This is a genomic window from Buchnera aphidicola (Cinara curvipes) (assembly GCF_900698915.1).
GTDB lineage: Bacteria > Pseudomonadota > Gammaproteobacteria > Enterobacterales > Enterobacteriaceae > Buchnera_F > Buchnera_F aphidicola_AY.
This window is the reverse complement of record NZ_LR217710.1, coordinates 363,118-382,341: the sequence shown is the minus strand read 5'-3', so window position 1 is coordinate 382,341 and position 19,224 is coordinate 363,118. Positions and strand designations below refer to the sequence as shown.

The 19,224-nt window shown below is 26.7% G+C and carries 27 protein-coding genes, 2 tRNA genes and 2 rRNA genes; 27 read left to right on the top strand and 4 right to left on the bottom strand.

Going from position 1 to position 19,224, the window contains the following annotated elements; all coding sequences use genetic code 11:
- Window position 1 precedes the first annotated feature (1 nt).
- The 20 genes from rplP to rplQ all read left to right on the top strand — a co-directional run bounded on the left by rplP (window position 2) and on the right by rplQ (window position 9,635).
- Window positions 2-412: a 50S ribosomal protein L16 gene (rplP, locus tag BUCICURV3402_RS01730; protein ID WP_154029376.1), complete on the top strand. Its 411-nt coding sequence runs from the start codon at window positions 2-4 to the stop codon at window positions 410-412.
- A 2-nt stretch (window positions 413-414) separates the two neighbouring features.
- A complete protein-coding gene (rpmC, locus tag BUCICURV3402_RS01725; protein ID WP_154029375.1) occupies window positions 415-612 on the top strand; it encodes a 50S ribosomal protein L29 in 198 nt (65 codons plus the stop codon).
- The gene (gene rpsQ / locus BUCICURV3402_RS01720) at window positions 609-863 is read left to right on the top strand and encodes a 30S ribosomal protein S17 (protein ID WP_154029374.1); all 255 of its coding nucleotides are present in this window, start codon (window positions 609-611) and stop codon (window positions 861-863) included. Before rpmC ends, rpsQ begins: the two co-directional genes overlap by 4 nt.
- A 145-nt stretch (window positions 864-1,008) precedes the next feature.
- Window positions 1,009-1,380 (top strand): 50S ribosomal protein L14, encoded by a 372-nt coding sequence (gene rplN / locus BUCICURV3402_RS01715; protein ID WP_154029373.1) that lies wholly within the window; start codon window positions 1,009-1,011, stop codon window positions 1,378-1,380.
- A 13-nt stretch (window positions 1,381-1,393) separates the two neighbouring features.
- The gene (rplX, locus tag BUCICURV3402_RS01710) at window positions 1,394-1,708 is read left to right on the top strand and encodes a 50S ribosomal protein L24 (RefSeq protein ID WP_154029372.1); all 315 of its coding nucleotides are present in this window, start codon (window positions 1,394-1,396) and stop codon (window positions 1,706-1,708) included.
- A gap of 24 nt (window positions 1,709-1,732) precedes the next feature.
- Entirely contained in the window at window positions 1,733-2,272 is a 540-nt protein-coding gene (gene rplE / locus BUCICURV3402_RS01705) for a 50S ribosomal protein L5 (protein ID WP_154029371.1), read from the top strand.
- 20 nt (window positions 2,273-2,292) lie between these two features.
- Entirely contained in the window at window positions 2,293-2,598 is a 306-nt protein-coding gene (gene rpsN / locus BUCICURV3402_RS01700; RefSeq protein WP_154029370.1) for a 30S ribosomal protein S14, read from the top strand.
- A 57-nt stretch (window positions 2,599-2,655) separates the two neighbouring features.
- The gene (gene rpsH / locus BUCICURV3402_RS01695; protein WP_154029369.1) at window positions 2,656-3,048 is read left to right on the top strand and encodes a 30S ribosomal protein S8; all 393 of its coding nucleotides are present in this window, start codon (window positions 2,656-2,658) and stop codon (window positions 3,046-3,048) included.
- A 35-nt stretch (window positions 3,049-3,083) separates the two neighbouring features.
- Complete coding sequence (gene rplF, locus BUCICURV3402_RS01690; RefSeq protein WP_154029368.1) at window positions 3,084-3,623, top strand: 50S ribosomal protein L6; 540 nt, start codon at window positions 3,084-3,086, stop codon at window positions 3,621-3,623.
- 1 nt (window position 3,624) lies between these two features.
- Complete coding sequence (rplR, locus tag BUCICURV3402_RS01685; protein WP_154029367.1) at window positions 3,625-3,993, top strand: 50S ribosomal protein L18; 369 nt, start codon at window positions 3,625-3,627, stop codon at window positions 3,991-3,993.
- 18 nt (window positions 3,994-4,011) lie between these two features.
- Window positions 4,012-4,506 (top strand): 30S ribosomal protein S5, encoded by a 495-nt coding sequence (rpsE, locus tag BUCICURV3402_RS01680; RefSeq protein ID WP_154029366.1) that lies wholly within the window; start codon window positions 4,012-4,014, stop codon window positions 4,504-4,506.
- A 21-nt stretch (window positions 4,507-4,527) separates the two neighbouring features.
- Window positions 4,528-4,722, top strand: a complete 195-nt coding sequence (gene rpmD, locus BUCICURV3402_RS01675) for a 50S ribosomal protein L30 (RefSeq protein WP_172598550.1) — start codon at window positions 4,528-4,530, stop codon at window positions 4,720-4,722.
- Window positions 4,713-5,150: a 50S ribosomal protein L15 gene (gene rplO, locus BUCICURV3402_RS01670; RefSeq protein WP_154029364.1), complete on the top strand. Its 438-nt coding sequence runs from the start codon at window positions 4,713-4,715 to the stop codon at window positions 5,148-5,150. The genes rpmD and rplO overlap by 10 nt, the downstream gene beginning before the upstream one ends.
- A gap of 48 nt (window positions 5,151-5,198) precedes the next feature.
- Entirely contained in the window at window positions 5,199-6,494 is a 1,296-nt protein-coding gene (gene secY, locus BUCICURV3402_RS01665) for a preprotein translocase subunit SecY (protein ID WP_154029363.1), read from the top strand.
- 35 nt (window positions 6,495-6,529) lie between these two features.
- On the top strand, window positions 6,530-6,646 hold the full coding sequence (gene rpmJ, locus BUCICURV3402_RS01660) for a 50S ribosomal protein L36 (RefSeq protein ID WP_154029362.1): 117 nt from the start codon (window positions 6,530-6,532) through the stop codon (window positions 6,644-6,646).
- 113 nt (window positions 6,647-6,759) lie between these two features.
- Window positions 6,760-7,119: a 30S ribosomal protein S13 gene (gene rpsM, locus BUCICURV3402_RS01655; RefSeq protein ID WP_154029361.1), complete on the top strand. Its 360-nt coding sequence runs from the start codon at window positions 6,760-6,762 to the stop codon at window positions 7,117-7,119.
- 29 nt (window positions 7,120-7,148) lie between these two features.
- Window positions 7,149-7,529: a 30S ribosomal protein S11 gene (gene rpsK, locus BUCICURV3402_RS01650; RefSeq protein ID WP_430809861.1), complete on the top strand. Its 381-nt coding sequence runs from the start codon at window positions 7,149-7,151 to the stop codon at window positions 7,527-7,529.
- A 32-nt stretch (window positions 7,530-7,561) separates the two neighbouring features.
- On the top strand, window positions 7,562-8,182 hold the full coding sequence (gene rpsD, locus BUCICURV3402_RS01645) for a 30S ribosomal protein S4 (protein WP_154029359.1): 621 nt from the start codon (window positions 7,562-7,564) through the stop codon (window positions 8,180-8,182).
- 31 nt (window positions 8,183-8,213) lie between these two features.
- Entirely contained in the window at window positions 8,214-9,203 is a 990-nt protein-coding gene (locus BUCICURV3402_RS01640; RefSeq protein WP_154029358.1) for a DNA-directed RNA polymerase subunit alpha, read from the top strand.
- Window positions 9,204-9,272: 69 nt separating this feature from the next.
- A complete protein-coding gene (gene rplQ / locus BUCICURV3402_RS01635; RefSeq protein WP_154029357.1) occupies window positions 9,273-9,635 on the top strand; it encodes a 50S ribosomal protein L17 in 363 nt (120 codons plus the stop codon).
- Between the two features lie 105 nt (window positions 9,636-9,740).
- Here rplQ and fmt read toward each other — a convergent pair whose 3' ends face one another.
- Together fmt and def are read right to left on the bottom strand one after the other, a co-directional pair.
- Window positions 9,741-10,697 (bottom strand): methionyl-tRNA formyltransferase, encoded by a 957-nt coding sequence (gene fmt / locus BUCICURV3402_RS01630; protein ID WP_154029356.1) that lies wholly within the window; start codon window positions 10,695-10,697, stop codon window positions 9,741-9,743.
- Between the two features lie 39 nt (window positions 10,698-10,736).
- The gene (def, locus tag BUCICURV3402_RS01625) at window positions 10,737-11,186 is read right to left on the bottom strand and encodes a peptide deformylase (RefSeq protein ID WP_154029355.1); all 450 of its coding nucleotides are present in this window, start codon (window positions 11,184-11,186) and stop codon (window positions 10,737-10,739) included.
- A 150-nt stretch (window positions 11,187-11,336) separates the two neighbouring features.
- On the opposite strand from def, the gene aroE reads away from it, so the two are divergent.
- The 5 genes from aroE (at window position 11,337) to cspE (ending at window position 16,084) form a co-directional block, all read left to right on the top strand.
- Complete coding sequence (gene aroE, locus BUCICURV3402_RS01620) at window positions 11,337-12,182, top strand: shikimate dehydrogenase (protein ID WP_154029354.1); 846 nt, start codon at window positions 11,337-11,339, stop codon at window positions 12,180-12,182.
- Window positions 12,183-12,360: 178 nt separating this feature from the next.
- A tRNA-Glu gene (locus BUCICURV3402_RS01615) sits at window positions 12,361-12,432 on the top strand.
- Window positions 12,433-12,566: 134 nt separating this feature from the next.
- Window positions 12,567-15,495, top strand: a 23S ribosomal RNA gene (locus BUCICURV3402_RS01610).
- A gap of 35 nt (window positions 15,496-15,530) precedes the next feature.
- Window positions 15,531-15,646: ribosomal RNA gene (gene rrf, locus BUCICURV3402_RS01605) — 5S ribosomal RNA — on the top strand.
- Window positions 15,647-15,874: 228 nt separating this feature from the next.
- Window positions 15,875-16,084: a transcription antiterminator/RNA stability regulator CspE gene (gene cspE, locus BUCICURV3402_RS01600; RefSeq protein ID WP_025369112.1), complete on the top strand. Its 210-nt coding sequence runs from the start codon at window positions 15,875-15,877 to the stop codon at window positions 16,082-16,084.
- 90 nt (window positions 16,085-16,174) lie between these two features.
- On the opposite strand, the gene ybeD is transcribed toward cspE, so the two are convergent.
- Entirely contained in the window at window positions 16,175-16,438 is a 264-nt protein-coding gene (gene ybeD, locus BUCICURV3402_RS01595; RefSeq protein WP_154029353.1) for a DUF493 family protein YbeD, read from the bottom strand.
- Window positions 16,439-16,694: 256 nt separating this feature from the next.
- On the opposite strand from ybeD, the gene cysS reads away from it, so the two are divergent.
- Both cysS and BUCICURV3402_RS01585 read left to right on the top strand, forming a co-directional pair.
- Window positions 16,695-18,104: a cysteine--tRNA ligase gene (cysS, locus tag BUCICURV3402_RS01590; protein ID WP_154029352.1), complete on the top strand. Its 1,410-nt coding sequence runs from the start codon at window positions 16,695-16,697 to the stop codon at window positions 18,102-18,104.
- 322 nt (window positions 18,105-18,426) lie between these two features.
- A tRNA-Arg gene (locus BUCICURV3402_RS01585) sits at window positions 18,427-18,501 on the top strand.
- Window positions 18,502-18,508: 7 nt separating this feature from the next.
- Here BUCICURV3402_RS01585 and BUCICURV3402_RS01580 read toward each other — a convergent pair.
- Window positions 18,509-19,168: an adenylate kinase family protein gene (locus tag BUCICURV3402_RS01580; RefSeq protein WP_232036851.1), complete on the bottom strand. Its 660-nt coding sequence runs from the start codon at window positions 19,166-19,168 to the stop codon at window positions 18,509-18,511.
- Between the last annotated feature and the right edge of the window lie 56 nt (window positions 19,169-19,224).

Sequence of the window (19,224 nt, the reverse complement as noted above, 5' to 3'; positions counted from 1 at the left end):
TATGTTGCAACCAAAACGTACAAAATTTCGAAAAATGCATAAAGGAAAAAATAGAGGTTTATCTATTGATAATAAAATAAGTTTTGGCACATATGGTTTAAAAGCTCTTACTCGAGGAAGATTAACTTCTAGGCAAATTGAATCTGCTCGTAGGACTATTACACGTTCTGTAAAACGTCAAGGAAAAATGTGGATTCGTATTTTTCCAGATAAACCTATTACACAAAAACCTTTAGAAGTTCGTATGGGAAAAGGTAAGGGTAATGTAGAATATTGGGTTGCTTTAGTACAACCCGGAAAAATATTATATGAAGTTAATGGTATTTCAGAACAAGAATCTCGTTATGCATTTAAACTAGCTTCATCAAAATTACCTATTAAAACTATTTTTGTATCTAAAACGGTAATGTAACTATGAATATGATAATACAAAAAAATATTTTACAGAAAGATTTAGAAGAGAAATTACTTGAATTATTAAAAGAACAATTTAATATGCGATTGCAATTATCTTCAGGAAAGTTAAAAAAGACACATTTGATACGAAAAGTCAGAAAAGATATTGCACGTATTAAAACTTTATTAACAGATCGGATAAATAATATATCATGAATCAGAAAAAAAATATTTTACAAGGTCGTGTAATTAGTAATAAAATGCAAAAATCTATTATTGTTGTTGTTATTCGTAGAATTAAACATTCTATTTATAGAAAATTTATAAAAAAAAGAACAAAATTATGTGTACATGATGAGAAAAATATTTGTAATATTGGTGATTTAGTTGAAATTTGTGAATATCGACCAATATCTAAAACAAAATCTTGGATTTTATTAAAAATATTGGAAAAATCTATAATTTAAAAATTTTTTATTTTTTATAACCGGAAGGCATGATAATTGCATTTATGGTTAAGTTTCATGTCTTCTATTAATTTATTAATAATTAATATTATTATATTTTTTAAAAATATTATTAAATAAATTTAAAATTTAAGGATTATATAATATGATACAAGTACAAACAATTTTACATGTTGCTGATAATTCTGGTGCTCGTTTAGTTATGTGTATAAAAGTTTTAGGTGGTTCACGACGACGTTATGCTCGTATTGGTGATATAATAAAAGTAGCTATTAAAGAAGCAATTCCTCGTAGTAAAGTAAAGAAAGGTGATGTTATGAAAGCAGTTATTGTGCGTACTAAAAAAGGAATTCGTAGATTAGATGGATCTATGATTTGTTTTGATAGTAATGCATGTGTTATTTTAAATGATACTACAGGACAACCTATTGGTACACGTATATTTGGTCCTGTAACACGAGAATTAAGAACAGAATCATTTATGAAAATTATTTCTTTGGCACCAGAGGTTTTATAAAAGGAAATTAATAATGTCTGCTAAAATTCGTTTTAATGATTTAGTTATAGTTTTAACTGGTAAAGATAAAGGTAAAACGGGTGTAGTTAAAAAAATTTATCGTAATAATAATATGGTTGTTGTGAGTGGAATTAATATAATTAAAAAGCATCAAAAATCTGTACCAGAAAAAAAACAGGCTGGCGGAATTATTTTACAAGAAGCGCCTATTCATATTTCTAATTTATCTATTTTTAATAAAAAACTTAATAAAGCAGATAAAGTAGAATTTTTTTGGACTTCAGGAAAAAAAATACGTCGATATAAATCTAATCACGAATCATTTTAACTTAATATAAGAGGTATATCTATTATGTGTAGATTACGGAGTTTTTATATTACTGATGTTATTCCAAAATTAATGAATAAATTTAATTATTCTACAATAATGGCAGTTCCTAAAATTAAAAAGATTACTTTAAATATGGGTGTAGGAAAATCAATTACAGATAAAAAAATATTGGATTACGCAATAAATGATTTAACTCAAATTTCTGGACAAAAACCAGTAATTACTGTTGCCAAGAAATCTATTGCAACTTTTAAAATTCGAAAAGGATACCCAGTAGGATGCAAGGTTACTTTAAGAGGAAAGAGACAATGGGATTTTTTTGATAAATTAATTACTATTGCAATACCGAGAATACGTGATTTTAGAGGAATGTCTCGTAAATCATTTGATGGTAGAGGTAATTATAGTTTAGGTATTCGAGAACAAATTATTTTTCCTGAAATTAATTATGAAAAAATTGATTCTATTAGAGGTATGAATATTACAATTACTACTAATGCTCAATCCAATCAAGAAGGCGAATCTTTACTTTCCGCTTTTAATTTTCCTTTTCAAAAATAATATTATATAGGTAGAATTATATGGCTAAACAATCTATGAAAGCAAGAGAAATTAAAAGAGTTAAATTAGCATTAAAATATTATGCTATACGATCTCAACTAAAGAATATTATTAAATCTAAATATTCTTCAGATAAAGAACGTTGGAATGCTATGTTAAAATTACAAACATTACCTAGAGATTCTAGTCCTTCCAGACAACGTAATCGTTGTCGACAAACTGGACGTCCTCATGCTTTTTTGAGAAAATTTGGATTAAGTCGTATGAAATTACGTGAATCTGCTATGAGAGGAGAAATACCAGGTTTAACTAAAGCTAGTTGGTAAAAAATTATATTAATTATTTTTTTAATTATTTTTTATTATTAAATAAGGAGTACTATAATGAGTATGCAAGATCCAATATCTGATATGTTAACTTGTATTCGTAATGGTCAAAATTCGAATAAAATTTTTGTCACTGTTCCTTTTTCTAAAGTAAAAGAAAATATTATAAGAGTATTAAAATATGAAGGATATATCTATAATTATAAAATAAAGAAAATTAATAATTTAGAATTAAAAATTTTTTTAAAATATTATAATGGAAAATCTGTTATTGAGCATATTTCTAGAATAAGTCGCCCAAGTTTACGTAAATATTGTAATAAACATAATTTACCTGTAGTAATGAATAATTTAGGTATTGCAGTTATTTCTACTTCTAGGGGAGTTATGACTGATCGTGTTGCAAGAGAAAAAGGTTTAGGTGGAGAAATTATATGTTACGTAAATTAATATCATTAATTTATATAAATAGAGGAATTTAAATAATGTCTCGTGTAGCAAAATCACCTATAGTTATTCCTAAAAATGTAACTATTACATTAGATAATTTAGAGATTATAATTAGCGGTCCATTAGGTTCATTAAAACGTGTAATTCATATTTGTGTAAAAATTATAAAAAAAGATAACTGTTTATTTTTTTCACATAATCATTCTTCTGAATCATATGGTTGGATGCAAGCAGGTACTTGTCGTTCTTTAATATATATGATGATTATTGGTGTTACTATTGGTTTTAAAAAACAATTAAATTTATTTGGTATTGGTTATCGTGTTATAATAAAAGAAAATAATATTCTAAAATTATATTTAGGTTTTTCACATCCTGTTTTTTATAAACTTCCAAATTCAATAAAGGCAATTTTATTACCTCAAAATGAAATTATTTTATCTGGAATAGATAAACAGCTTGTAGGGCAAGTAGCAGCTAATATACGATCTTATCGTATTCCTGAGCCTTATAAAGGAAAAGGTATTCGTTATTTCAATGAAGTAGTTCGTATTAAAGAGGCAAAAAAGAAGTAAAATGAAAGGAAAAATAAATAAAAGATATTCCCGTATTAGACGATATACAAAAGTAAGAAAGAAAATACAAAGTAATTGTACTTTTCGTTTAGTGGTACATCGAACTTCAAGACATATTTATGCGCAAATTATTTCATATAATAAATCTGTTATTTCCGTATGTGCATCTACATTAGAATTTAAAAAATTAAAAATACAAAATATATACACAGGCAATAAAGTATCTGCTAAATTAATAGGGCAGTTGATTGCTAAAAGAGCTTTGAAAAAAGGTATACAAACAGTTTCTTTTGATCGTTCTGGTTTTAAATATCACGGTAGAGTAAAAGAATTGGCTGAATCAGCGCGTATATCTGGTTTAGTTTTTTAATAAAAAAAGGAAGTATATATGAATTTTGATAAAAAATTATCTATAGATTTAAAGGAAAAATTAATTTCTGTAAATAGAGTTTCAAAAACAGTAAAGGGAGGCAGGATTTTTTCTTTTACTGCTTTGACTGTAGTAGGTAATGGTAATGGAAAAGTTGGTTTTGGATACGGGAAAGCAAAGGAAGTACCCGCAGCTATTCAAAAAGCTATGGAAAAAGCACGAAAAAATATGATTACTATTCCGTTATTTCAGAAAACTATACAACACTCTGTATATGGTTCGCATACAGGTTCTAAGGTATTTATGAAACCAGCATCAGAAGGTACTGGTATTATTGCTGGAGGTGCAATGAGATCGATATTAGAGGTAGTTGGCATTCATAATATTTTAGCTAAAATATATGGATCTACTAATCCAATTAATGTAGTTCGAGCAACTATAGATGGTTTGAAAAAAATCAGATCACCTAAAATGATTGCTAAAAAATTAGGTAAATCTATTACTAACTTTTAAATATATGGTGTATTCATATTTATGAAAAAAATTTTTATAACACAAATAAAAAGCCAGATTGGTCGTTTACCTAAACATATAGCAACTATGAAAGGACTAGGTTTACGTTATATTGGTGATACTGTAGAAAGAGAAGATACTGGTTCAGTTAGAGGTATGATAAGACAGGTTTTTTACATGATATCTATAAAGAAAGGAGATAAATTATGTATTTAAATACAATATCAAATTCTATATATAAAAATAAAAAAAGAAAACGTATATGCAGAGGAATTGGTTCAGGTTTTGGAAAAACTGGAGGAAGAGGACATAAAGGTCAAAAATCTAGATCTGGTGGAAAAATTCGAAAAGGATTTGAAGGGGGTCAAACACCTTTGTATAGAAGACTTCCAAAATTTGGTTTTGTTTCTAAAAAAAAAATACTTGTTGATGAAATTAGATTATTTGAATTAAACAACTTATCTAGTGTATCTACTATAAATTTGTCTGTTTTAAAAAAAATAAATTTAATTAAAAAAAATATTAAATATGTTAAAATTATTAAAGTAGGAAATATTAAGAGACCTATAATTGTTTCTGGTTTGTCTGTTACTAAAGGAGCTCGTTTATGTATTGAATTAGCAGGAGGAAAGATTAATAATTAAATATATAATAATATTATTAAACTATTTTTTATTAATAGAAAATCAATTATGTCTACATTATATAACTTAAAAAAAAGAATTCTACTTGTTTTTATAGCAATTATAATATTTCGTATCGGTTCTTTTATTCCTATCCCCGGTATAGATATAAAGATTTTAGAACAATTTTTTTTTCATAAAAATAGTTCTGTGTTAACAATATTCAATATGTTTTCTGGAGGCTCTTTAAATAGAGCATCGATATTTGCATTAGGAGTTATGCCTTATATTTCCTCTTCTATAATAATTCAATTATTAACTTTTATTATTCCTTATTTAAGTAATTTAAAAAAAGAAGGAGAAATAGGAAAAAAAAAAATTAATCAATATACTAAATATTTAACCTTATTATTATCAACTATTCAATCTATTAGTGTAGTATCTGGATTACCTTTTCTTCCTGGTATGAATAATCTTGTAATGTGTACAGATCGTTATTTTTATTTTCTTTCTATTATAAGTTTAGTTACAGGAACAATGTTTTTAATGTGGCTTGGAGAATTTATTACTGAAAAAGGTTTAGGAAACGGTATTTCTTTAATTATTTTTTCAGGTATAGTTTCTAGTTTACCGGTTTCTGCTATACAAACATTAAAAGTTATGAAAATTAATAATTTTAATTTTTTATATATATTATTAATTTCTTTTATAATGATTTCTGTAATTTTTATAGTAGTATTTATTGAAAAAAGTCAACGTAAAATTACTGTATGTTATGCTCGCCGTCAACAAGGTCATCGTATGCATTCTGCACATAATAGTTATTTACCTTTAAAATTAAATATGGCTGGTGTAGTGCCCGTAATTTTTTCTTCTAGTTTAATTGTATTTCCGTCTATTGTTATTACTTATTTTCGTTATATTTTTCATGATTATTTTTATTTAATACAATTTTTTAATTATTTTAAATTTAATCATAGCATTTATTTATTAATTAATACTGCATTAATAATATTTTTTTGTTTTTTTTATACAAGTATTGTCTTTGACGTTCGAGATACAGCAATGAATTTAAAAAAATCTGGTGCTTTTATTCCTGGAATTCGCCCTGGTATACGTACATCACAATTTATTAAAAAAATTGTTTTTAAATTAACAACAATTGGTTCTATTTATACGATATTTATATGTTTAATTCCAGATATTATGCAAATATACTTGAAAGTTCCTTTTTATTTTGGTGGTACTTCTTTATTAATTGTTGTTGTGGTATTAATGGAATTTATTATGCAAATACAAACATTAATGATGTCTACTAAATATAAGAGAATACTTAAGAAAGCAAATTTATATTTAAAAAATTAAAATATTGTCAATTAATATTTATTTTTGGAGAGATAATGAAAGTACGCGCATCTGTTAAAAAAATTTGTCGAAGTTGTAAAATTATACGTAGAAAAAATATAATTCGTGTAATTTGTAGTAATGATCCTAAACATAAACAAAGACAAGGTTAATTAAATTAGTTTTATATATTTTTAAAAAATAAATTATTAATTTGTTTAATTTATATATTTAATAGTAAAATAAATATTTTATTATTAATTTATATTTATAAGGAAAAATATTTATGGCAAGAATTGCGGGAATAAATATTCCAGACTATAAGCATATATCAATAGCATTAACTGGAATTTATGGAATTGGTGTATCATTATCTAAAAAAATTTGTTGTGAGTCAGGTATTCCATATAATATAAAAGTTAGTGAATTAAAAGAAAATCAAATTGAAATATTGCGTTCAATAATATCTAAATTTATTGTTGAAGGTGATCTGCGAAGAGAAAAAACTATTAATATAAAAAGATTAATGGATATTGGTTGCTATAGAGGGTTTCGTCACCGTAAACATCTTCCCGTTAGAGGGCAAAGAACAAAAACAAATGCTCGTACATGTAAAGGTCCTAGAAAATTAATTAAAAGTAGATAATAGGAAAATAATTTATTATGTCAAAAAAAATGGTAAGTAATTCCAAAAAAAATATAAAAAAAAAAATTTTAGATGGTATTGCATATATTCATGCTTCTTTTAATAATACTATTATTACTATTACTGACCGTAAAGGTAATACATTAGGTTGGGCAACTTCTGGAGGTTCTGGTTTTAGAGGTTCAAGAAAATCAACTCCATTTGCAGCACAAGTGGCAGCAGAAAAATGTGCGGATCGTGTAAAAGATTACGGGATAAAAAATTTAGAAATAATGGTTAAAGGTCCAGGACCTGGTCGAGAATCAACAATTCGAGCTTTAAATGCTTCAGGTTTTCGTATTACTAATATTAAAGATATTACTCCTATTCCTCATAATGGATGTCGACCACCTAAAAAACGTAGAGTTTAATTTTATTTAAAATAAAAAAGAGAAATGTAAATATGGCAAGATATTTAGGTCCCAAATTAAAATTAAGTCGACGAGAAAGTTCAGATTTATTCTTAAAATCTGGTGTTCGTTCTATTGAATCTAAATGTAATATTGATCAATCTCCAGGTCAACATGGATCTAGAAAATTACGATTATCTGAATATGCAAAACAATTAAGAGAAAAACAGAAATTACGTCGTTTATATGGAATATTAGAACGACAATTTCATAATTATTATAAAAAAGCTTCTAAATTAAAAGGAAATACTGGACAGAATTTATTGTTTTTGTTAGAAAAACGTCTTGATAATATTGTATATCGTATGGGTTTTGGTACTACACGCGCTGAATCACGTCAATTAATTAGTCATAAATCTATTTGTGTTAATAATAATATTGTAAATATTCCTTCTTTTCAAGTTTCTATAAATGATAAAATATCTATTTTTAAAAAATCTCAAAATCAATTAAGAATTAAAGCTTCTTTAGAAATTATGAATCAGCGTGAAAAATCTTCTTGGTTAGATGTAAATTATAAAAAAATGGAAGGAGTTTTATTACGTGCTGTAGAACGTGATGATTTGTCCTCTGATATTAATGAACATTTAATTGTAGAATTGTATTCTAAGTAATTTAGATAAAATATATTTAGAGAGGAGAATAATGCAGGATTTTGTAGAAGATTTTTTAAAACCACGATTAGTAGACATTAAACAGATAAGTACTACACGTGCAAAGATTACTTTAGAACCATTAGAGCGTGGTTTTGGACATACATTAGGAAATGCTTTAAGAAGAATTTTATTATCTTCTATGTCCGGGTGTGCTGTTACAGAAGTTGAGATAAATGGTATATTACACGAATATATGCATAAAGAAGGAGTTCAAGAAGATATTTTAGATATATTGTTAAATCTAAAAGGTTTATCAATAAAATTATTTGGGAAAGATGAAGTTATATTACATTTAAAAAAAAGTGGCGTAGGGCCAGTTATTGCTGCAGATATTGATTATGATTCTTCTACAGAAATCATAAATTTAAAGCACATTATTTGTCATCTAACTTGTCCTAATGTTTCTATTGATATTCGAATGAAAGTAATGCGTGGAAGGGGGTATATGACAGCTAAATCTAGTAAAGATTTAAATAAAAATAATCGAATTATTGGTAAATTATTTTTAGATGTATCATATAGTCCTATAGAACGTATTATTTATAATGTTGAATCTGCTCGTGTAAAACAAAGAACTGATCTAGATAAATTAATTATAGATATGGAAACTAATGGAACTATTGATCCAGAAGAAGCTATTAGAAAAGCAGCTACTATTTTAGCTGATCAATTAGAATCTTTTATAGATTTAAGAGGTATTCGTGAGCCAGAAATTAAAGAAGAAAAACCTGAATTTGAACCTATTTTATTGCGTCCTGTAGATGATTTAGAGCTAACCGTACGATCTGCTAATTGTTTAAAAGCTGAAAGTATTCATTATATTGGTGATTTAGTACAAAAAACTGAAGTAGAATTATTAAAAACTCCTAATTTAGGAAAAAAATCATTAACTGAAATTAAAGATATATTAGCATCTAGGGGTTTATCATTAGGAATGAAATTAGATAATTGGCCACCTAAAATTCTGATAGAAGATTAAATTCTTTTAAATAAAATATTTTTTAGTATATATTAAAAATTTTTCAATTTTTAACAGGATAGCAATACTATGAGACATAGAAAAATAGGACGATTATTAAATAGAAAGCGTAGTCATTTAAAATCTATGTTAAAGAATATGACGTGTTCATTGATTAAACATGAATATATTAAAACTACTTTACCTAAAGCAAAGGAATTGCGTCGTTTTGTTGAACCTATTATTACATTATCTAAATATGATACGATAGTTAATCGTAGACTAGTATTTTCTCGTATTCATAATATTTTTACAGTAAAAAAATTATTTCATGAATTAGGGCCTTATTTTTATTCTCGACCAGGTGGTTATTTGCGTATACTAAAATGTGGTTTTAGAAAAGGTGATAATGCTACTATAGCATATATAGAATTAGTAGGTCGAAATTTTTAAAAATTATTAAACAATTTTTAATTAATTTTTAAATTTATAAGTTTAATAAAAACGGCATGTTTATGCCGTTCTTCTGATAATTTTTATATTTTAAAATATTAAATATTATTTAAGTATTGCATGTTTAACAAATATTTTTTTTTTTGTATGTATAATTTGACTAATATGTGTAGTTTTTTTTCCAGGAATTTTTATTTTTTCTATATTTAATATTCCCTTTTTAGTATTTATCTGTATTCCTTTTTTATTTATTTTTATAATTTCTCCACAATGAAAGTTATTTTTATCAAATGATATAATTGAATGTTTTTTTATTTTTATAAAATAATTATTTATTAAGAATTGACAGCCGGGCCAAGGAGTAAATGCCCTAATTAATCGATCTATTTTTTTTACAGAAAGTGACCAAGAGATTCTTGAATCTTTTTTTTGTATTTTTGGAGCAATAGTTTTAACTGTTTTATCTTGTTTAAGGTATTTTTTTATATTTGGATTATTTATAATGTTTAGAGATTGATACATACATTGTAATGAGATTGGAATTAGTTTTGCACATAATGTTATAGTAGTATCAGTTAAATCAATAGGACAGGGTAACATATAAATTATTTTTCCTGAATCAATACTGGAGTTCATTTTTATTACACTAATACCTGTTTTTTTGTCTCCTGATAATATTGCCCATTGTACTGGAGCAGCACCTTTCCATCTTGGTAATAAAGATGCGTGTATATTTATTCCTCCTAAAGGAAATAATTTTAGAATTTTTTTTGGTATAATAGATCCATAAGATGATACTATTAATATATTTGCTTTTATATCTAAAATAGATTGATAAAAATTTTTTTTTAGTAAATTATCTGGTTGTAATATTTTAATATTATTTTTAATTGCAAATTTTTTAATAGAAGAAAAAATATTATCTTTTTTTTTACAATATAAATTATCTGGTTTAGTTATTATGGCTGATATAACATATTTTGAATAAAATAATGAGTATAGGTGTGCTAATGAAAAATCATTGCTACCTGCGAAAATAATTTTTAATGTTTTTTTTGACATTTTATAATATAAATAGATTGATTTATAAAAAATATATTATTAATTAATATAATCTATAAATAGTTTCCCAATTAAATGATCCATTTCATGTTGGATACAGATAGATAATAATGATCTCGCTTCTAATATAAATAGCTGTCCGAGATGATCAATTGCTTTTATTTTTATATAACTTGATCGATTAATTATAGCTGTTTTTTTAGGAATTGATAAACAACCTTCTTTTGTACGAATATATTTTTGGTTTTTTTTTAAAATAATAGGATTTATTAAAATTAATTCTGATTGATTTGGTTCTAATGAACTGATCACAATAATTTTTTTTAATATATTTATTTGTGGTGCAGCTAATCCAATTCCATTATTAGCATACATTGTATCAAACATATCTCGTATTATTTTTATTATTTTGTAGTTAATTATTTTAATTGGTTTTGATTTTAATCGTAAACGATAATCTGGAAATTTTAAAATTTTGCGTATCGACATAAACATTATTTATAATATTAGTTAAATGTATTTGTTAATTTTTATAATAAAATTTTTAAATATAAGTAAAATCGTATAATTATAAAAATTTATTTTTTTATATAATTTATATTTTCATAAAAAATAATTATTAAAATTGTAGGAAACAGTATGAAAAAAGAAAAATTAAAAAAAAAAATAAAATATATTGGATTATTTGGTAATCCAGTAAAACATTCTTTATCACCAGTCATTCATAGAAATTTTTCTAGAGATATAAAAATAAACTATAATTATAGCTCTTTTTTATGTACAAAATCAAATTTTTTTAAAAAAGTAGTAGAATTTTTTAATTCTGGCGGTTATGGATGTAATATTACTGTACCGTTTAAAAGAGACTCATTTAGAATTCCTGATCAATATAGTAAAAAAGCATATATTTCTGGTTCTTTAAATACTTTAGTAAAAATTGAGGATAATAATTTTTTAGGTGATAATACAGATGGAATTGGTTTAATATATGATTTAAAGCGTTTAAAATATTTAAAAAAAAATAATACAATTGTATTGTTATTAGGTTCTGGAGGTGCAGCTTATTCTGTTGTATATCATTTATTAAAAGAAAAATGTTGTATTTTCGTTTTAAACAGAACAATTATTAATTCTATTAAATTAGTGAAAAGATTTAAACATTTTGGAAAAATTTTTATTTTTTCAGATTATTTATATGAAAATAAATTTGATATTATTATTAATGCTACTTCTTGTGGATTAGATAATAAATCTCCAATTTTTCCTAAAAAATTAATTTTTCCTGATACAAGATGTTATGATATTTCTTATGCCAAGAAAAAATTGTTAACTCCTTTTTTATTACTATGTAAATATTTAGGTAGTAAATATTGCTCTGATGGTCTAGGTATGTTAGTAGCTCAAGCAGCTTATTCGTGTTTTTTATGGTTTAAAATATTACCTAATATTAAAAAAAATATTGATCTTTTAAAGTTAACTATATAAATTTTAAATTTATATTAAAGATAACTTTTTAAAAAAAATATTTTTTATTAGAAAAGATAAATAAATTATTAAAAAAAATTTGTTTTTATATTTATTTTTTATAAAAAATATAAAAAACACTTGACACTTTTAATTCATTCTGTAACATTAAAAATTAATGATTATTTGATTTTTTTTAGTCCTCTTCGTCTAGTGGTTAGGACATCGCCCTTTCACGGCGGCAACAGGGGTTCAAATCCCCTAGAGGACAAAAATTAAAAATATTTTTGTATACTAAAAAAAAATATATGATATAATCATTTTGTAATAAAAAAAAGATTGACTTTAATGTTCTTTAAAAATTTGGATATGATTGAAATTTAGAAAAACACCTGTGGGTTGTAAGGTTAAGCATAATAAGCGTGTTTGGTGGATGCCTTGGCATTCAGAGGCGATGAAGGACGTGCTAATCTGCGATAAGCATCGGTAAGCTGATATGAAGCGTTATCATCCGATGATTTCCGAATGGGGAAACCCGGTGTTAAAAACATCATTATTAATTGAATTAATAGATTAATAAAGCAAACCAAGGGAACTGAAACATCTAAGTACCTTGAGGAAAAGAAATCAATTGAGATTCCCTTAGTAGTGGCGAGCGAAATGGGAAAAGCCTAGAATTATAAAAGAATAAAAATATAGTAGAATAATTTGGAAAAATTAACGATACAAGGTGATAGTCCTGTATATGAAGTATTTTTTTTCTGGAATTCAAAAAGTAGAACGGGACACGAGAAATCTTGTTTGAAGATAGGGGGACCATCCTCTAAGGCTAAATACTCCTGAATGACCGATAGTGAACTAGTACCGTAAGGGAAAGGCGAAAAGAACCCCGGTTAGGGGAGTGAAATAGATCCTGAAACCAAATACGTACAATCAGTAGGAGCTTTTAATTATTTGAAAAGTGACTGCGTACCTTTTGTATAATGGGTCAGCGACTTGTATTTTGTAGCAAGGTTAACTTATTTTAGGGAGCCGTAGGGAAACCGAGTCTTAAATGGGCGATTTTTTATAGTTGCAAGATACAGACCCGAAACCCGGTGATCTATCCATGAGCAGGTTGAAGGTTGGGTAAAACCAACTGGAGGACCGAACCGACTGATGTTGAAAAATCAGCGGATGACTTGTGGTTAGGGGTGAAAGGCCAATCAAACCGGGAGATAGCTGGTTCTCCCCGAAAGCTATTTAGGTAGCGCCTCGTGAACTCATCTTCGGGGGTAGAGCACTGTTTTGACTAGGGGGCCATCCCGGCCTACCAAATCAACGCAAACTCCGAATACCGAAGAATGTTATCACGGGAGACACACAGCGGGTGCTAACGTTCGTTGTGGAGAGGGAAACAACCCAGACCGTCAGCTAAGGTCCCTAAATCATAATTAAGTGGGAAACGATGTGGGAAGGCATAAACAGCCAGGATGTTGGCTTAGAAGCAGCCATCATTTAAAGAAAGCGTAATAGCTCACTGGTCTAGTCGGCCTGCGCGGAAGATATAACGGGGCTAAATTATGTACCGAAGCTACGGCAATAAAGATTTTTTTATTGGGTAGGGGAGCGTTCTGTAAGCCTGTGAAGATATTTTGAAAAAAATATTGGAGGTATCAGAAGTGCGAATGCTGACATGAGTAACGATAAAGCAGGTGAAAAACCTGCTCGCCGAAAAACCAAGGGTTCCTGTCCAACGTTAATCGGGGCAGGGTAAGTCGACCCCTAAGGCGAGGCCGATAGGCGTAGTCGATGGGAAACTAGTTAATATTCTAGTACTTATTTTTACTGCGATGGGGGGACGGAGAAGGTTAGGTTATCCGGGTGTTGGTAGTCTCGGTTTAAGTATGTAGGATGGAAAATTAGGAAAATCCGATTTTCTGTATAAATCTAAGATACGAATACGAATTATGTAAATAATGAAGTAACTGATACCACGCTTCCAAGAAAATCCTCTAAGCATATAGGTAAAATGTAAATCGTACCCGAAACCGACACAGGTGGTTAGGTAGAGTATACTAAGGCGCTTGAGAGAACCTGGATGAAGGAACTAGGCAAAATAGTGCCGTAACTTCGGGAGAAGGCACGCTAACATATAAGTGTAAAGATTTACTTTTGAAGCTTAAGTTAGTCGCAGATACCAGCTGGCTGCAACTGTTTATTAAAAACACAGCACTGTGCAAACACGAAAGTGGACGTATACGGTGTGACGCCTGCCCGGTGCCGGAAGGTTAATTGATGAAGTTAAGGGAAACCTAAAGCTTTTGAGTGAAGCCCCGGTAAACGGCGGCCGTAACTATAACGGTCCTAAGGTAGCGAAATTCCTTGTCGGGTAAGTTCCGACCTGCACGAATGGCGTAATGATGGCCAGGCTGTCTCCATCCAGGACTCAGTGAAATTGAATTTGCTGTGAAGATGCAGTGTACCCGCGGCAAGACGGAAAGACCCCGTGAACCTTTACTATAGCTTGACATTGAGAATTGATTTTTATTGTGTAGGATAGGTGGGAGACGGAGAAGTTAGTACGCTAGTATTAATGGAGTCAACCTTGAAATACCACCCTATAAACATTGGTTTTCTAACCTTGTATCGTTATCCGATATAGAGACAGTGTCTGGTGGGTAGTTTGACTGGGGCGGTCTCCTCCCAAAGAGTAACGGAGGAGTACAAAGATTGGCTAATTACGGTTGGACATCGTAAGGTTAGTGCAAAGGCATAAGCCAGTTTAACTGCGAGCGTGATAATGCGAGCAGGTGCGAAAGCAGGTCTTAGTGATCCGGTGGTTTCTGTATGGAAAGGCCATCGCTCAACAAATAAAAGGTACTCCGGGGATAACAGGCTTATACCGCCCAAGAGTTCATATCGACGGCGGTGTTTGGCACCTCGATGTCGGCTCATCACATCCTGGGGCTGAAGCAGGTCCCAAGGGTATGGCTGTTCGCCATTTAAAGTGGTACGCGAGCTGGGTTTAGAACGTCGTGAGACAGTTCGGTCCCTATCTGCCGTGGGCGTAGGAAAATTGAGAGGGGCTGCTTCTAGTACGAGAGGACCGAAGTGGACGTATCTCTGGTGTTCGGGTTGTCATGCCAATGGCATTGCCCGGTAGCTAAATACGGAAGAGATAAGTGCTGAAAGCATCTAAACACGAAACTTGCCTCAAGATTAGTTTTCCCTGTGATATATGTAAATATATTTACTGAAGGGACGTTGGAGACTACGACGTAGATAGGCTAGGTGTGTAAGCATAGTAATGTGTTGAGCTAACTAGTACTAATGACCCAAGAGGCTTGACCTTACAACACCAGAGGTGTTTTTCTAAAAAAAATAAGACCTGGCAATAATAGTGTTATGGTACCACCTGAATCCATTTCGAACTCAGAAGTGAAACGTATCAACGCCAATGGTAGTGCAAGGTCTCCTTGTGTGAGAGTAGGACATTGCCAGGTATTGTTTTTTTTATTTAATTTTCTATCATATTTTTTAAAATTTTTATATTCTTATTTATATCTATTTTTTTAAATTTTTTAATTTAATTTAAATACTTATTTAGTAAAGTTTTTGTATTTTATTTAAGATATTACTAATCTATACTAGATTTATTTATTATAATAAATAATGCATTAACTGTAGGTATAAGTTTTAGTTTAAATTTTTCACTCTAAGGTAATATATAGATGTCCAAGATTAAAGGTAATGTAAAATGGTTTAATGAATCGAAAGGTTTTGGTTTCATTACTCCGGAAGATGGAAGCAAAGATGTTTTTGTTCATTTTTCTGCTATCCAAAGCAACGGATTTAAAACTTTGGCAGAAGGTCAAAGTGTTGAATTCGAAATTACCGAAGGCGCAAAAGGGCCGTCAGCTGCTAATGTTGTTAGTTTATAATAAATTTTTGAAATAAAAAAATTTTATTTATTTAAATATTAGTAGTACTTTTGCGGTGCGAATATTAGTAATCTCGCATCGCAAAATTATTTAAAGAACCATTCTAACTAAGTGTATTTTACTTAGTTCTGTATACAGATTTTTTATTTGTTTAAAATTTTTTGCACAAATAGTTATAGAAATAGATAAATATGTTCCTTTATTACTAGATTTTATTTGAGGAGCATAATCTCCAGGTATATGTTGTTGTATTATTTTAATAATATTATTTGTTAGTTCTGGTTGAGCTAAACCTATTACTTTATAAGTAAAGGTACAGGGAAATTTTAAAATTTTTTCTAGTTTATTTTTCATTTTTTCTCTCTTATTGTTTATATTATTATATAATTTTACTGTTTTTTTTATCTCTTCTTTTTAAATTTATTTTATAATATATTAATTTATTATTTAATAATAAAATTTTTTTTAATTAAATTTTTATTTATATATTATATTGTATTTTTCTATTAAATAAAATAATTTATATAAATAAAATATTTTTATATTTATGTAAGTAATTAATCAATTGTTTTATAATATAAATTTTATTTTAAGCGTTAAGAGCATCAATATGTTAAAAATTTTTAATACTTTAACAAAGAAAAAGGAAAAATTTGATTTTTTATTTACAGAACAAATAAATATTTATGTATGTGGTGTAACAGTATATGATTTATGTCATATTGGTCACGCACGTACATTTATTATGTTTGATATAATAATACGTTATTTAAAAAATTTAGGATATAAAACTTATTACGTTAGAAATATTACTGATATTGATGATAAAATAATTTATAAATCAAAACAAAAAAAAGAATCAATTAGTTTTTTTTCAAAACGTATGATTAAATTAATGAATGAAGATTTTTTATGTTTAAATTTATTACGTCCAAACAAAGAGCCTAGAGTTACAGAGTGTATATCAGACATTATATTTATAATAAAGATTTTATTAAAAAAAAATCATGCTTATATATCTGATAATGGTGATATATTGTTTTCTATTTGTAGATATAAAAATTATGGATCATTATCTCATAAAATTAATAATTGTTGTTTTTATGAAAATAAAAATATTAATAATTTAAGTTCAATTTATACTAAAGATTTTGTCTTATGGAAACGAAGTATAGATCCAAATGAACCATTTTGGCCGTCTCCTTGGGGTTCAGGTCGTCCTGGTTGGCATATTGAATGTTCAGCTATTATTAATAAATTTTTTAAAGGAAAAGTTAATATTCATGGAGGTGGAGTTGATTTATTATTTCCACATCATGAAAATGAATTAGCTCAATTAAAAAGTTTTAAAAATGATTTTATTGTTCAATTCTGGATGCACTCTGGAATGGTTATTATTAATAACAATAAAATGTCAAAATCTTTGTCAAATACTATTTCTATACGTTATTTATTAAAAAAATATGATTCTGAAGTAATTAGGTATTATTTTTTATCTACTCATTATCGACATCCATTATATTTTTTAGAAAAAAATTTGTGTTTATCTAAAAATATTTTAGAAAAAATATATATGTCATTATTGAATTGTATAACTAATTTTCATGTTAAAACCAATTATAAAATTAAATTACGAAATATATTTAGAAACAAATTTTATGATGCTATGAATGATGATTTTAATACACCTAAAGCATGTTTAATACTTCAGAAATTATCCCGTTATATAAATAAAATTAAAAAAAATAATATTTATTTAGCTAATATATTAGCTACTGATCTTGTTAAATTAGGTAATATTTTAGGTTTATTAAATTATATTCCAAAAGATTTTTTATTTAAAAATAAAAATATATCCTTTAGTCAAATTAATATAATTGAAATTTTAGTTAAATTACGCAATTCTTATCGTATTAATAAACAATGGAATTTAGCGGATATTGCTAGAAAAAAATTATTAACTTTAGGAGTAATTGTTGAAGATAATCTAAATAATTCAACATATAGATTTATAAATTAATAATTTATTTAATTTTTTATCTATTAAAAATAATTAAATATATTAAAATAATCTTATATATTCATATTTTAATTTTTTTAAATGTATTTAAAAAATTAATTTTTAATTTTATTATTATATTAAATTAAATTTTTTTAATTTATTTAGATATTTTTAATATATACATTTATTAAAATGTATTATATTTTATAAAAATTATAAAAATAATACTTTTATGTTAAGTTTTTATTAAAATAATTATAATTTTCTATATATAGAATTATTGATATTTATTTTATATTATCTATAATATATATAGATATTTATATATTTTATTTTCTTCGCGCTCTTAGCTCAATTCGGATAGAGCAACAGCCTTCTAAGCTGTAGGTTACAGGTTCGAATCCTGTAGAGCGCAAAAAAAACTAGTTATTTTTTTTATTATTATTTATATAATTAATTATTTTTTTATTTATATATTTAATAGATGCATTAGAATTAACTTCTAAATATTTAATATTATTTTTTATTTCTTTTTTAAACCATTTTATTAATGGTTTAGTATGTATTTCATATTCTTTTAATCGGTTTATAATAATTCTTTCATTATCATCTTTTCTTTTATTTAATAATTCACCTGTTATATCATCTTGATTTTTTTTTTTTGGTGGATTAAATATTTCATGATAGGTTCTACCTGAAGGTTCATGTATTAACCTTCCTTTAATTCTATTTATTATAGAATCATGTTTAATTTTTAGATGTATTACATATTGTATTTTAATATTTTTTTTTAGTGATTTTGCTTGTTCAATAGTTCTTGGAAATCCATCAAGTATAAATCCATTGTAGCATTTTTTTTCTTGAATTTTTTTTTTAATTAATTGTATTATAAAAGAATTTTTTACTAACTTTCCTTGATTAATAGTATCTTCTATATAGTTACGTATTTTTTCATTTTTTTTTATTTCTTGACGTAAGATTTCCCCAGTAGAAATGAAAGGTATATAAAAGTATTTTGATAATAGTTGTGTCTGTGTACCCTTCCCGCTTCCAGGAGCTCCAAGCATAATAATACGTATCATAATAAAATTTCCCTCTAAAAGAATGATTTCACTATATAAATAATTTTAATTTTTAA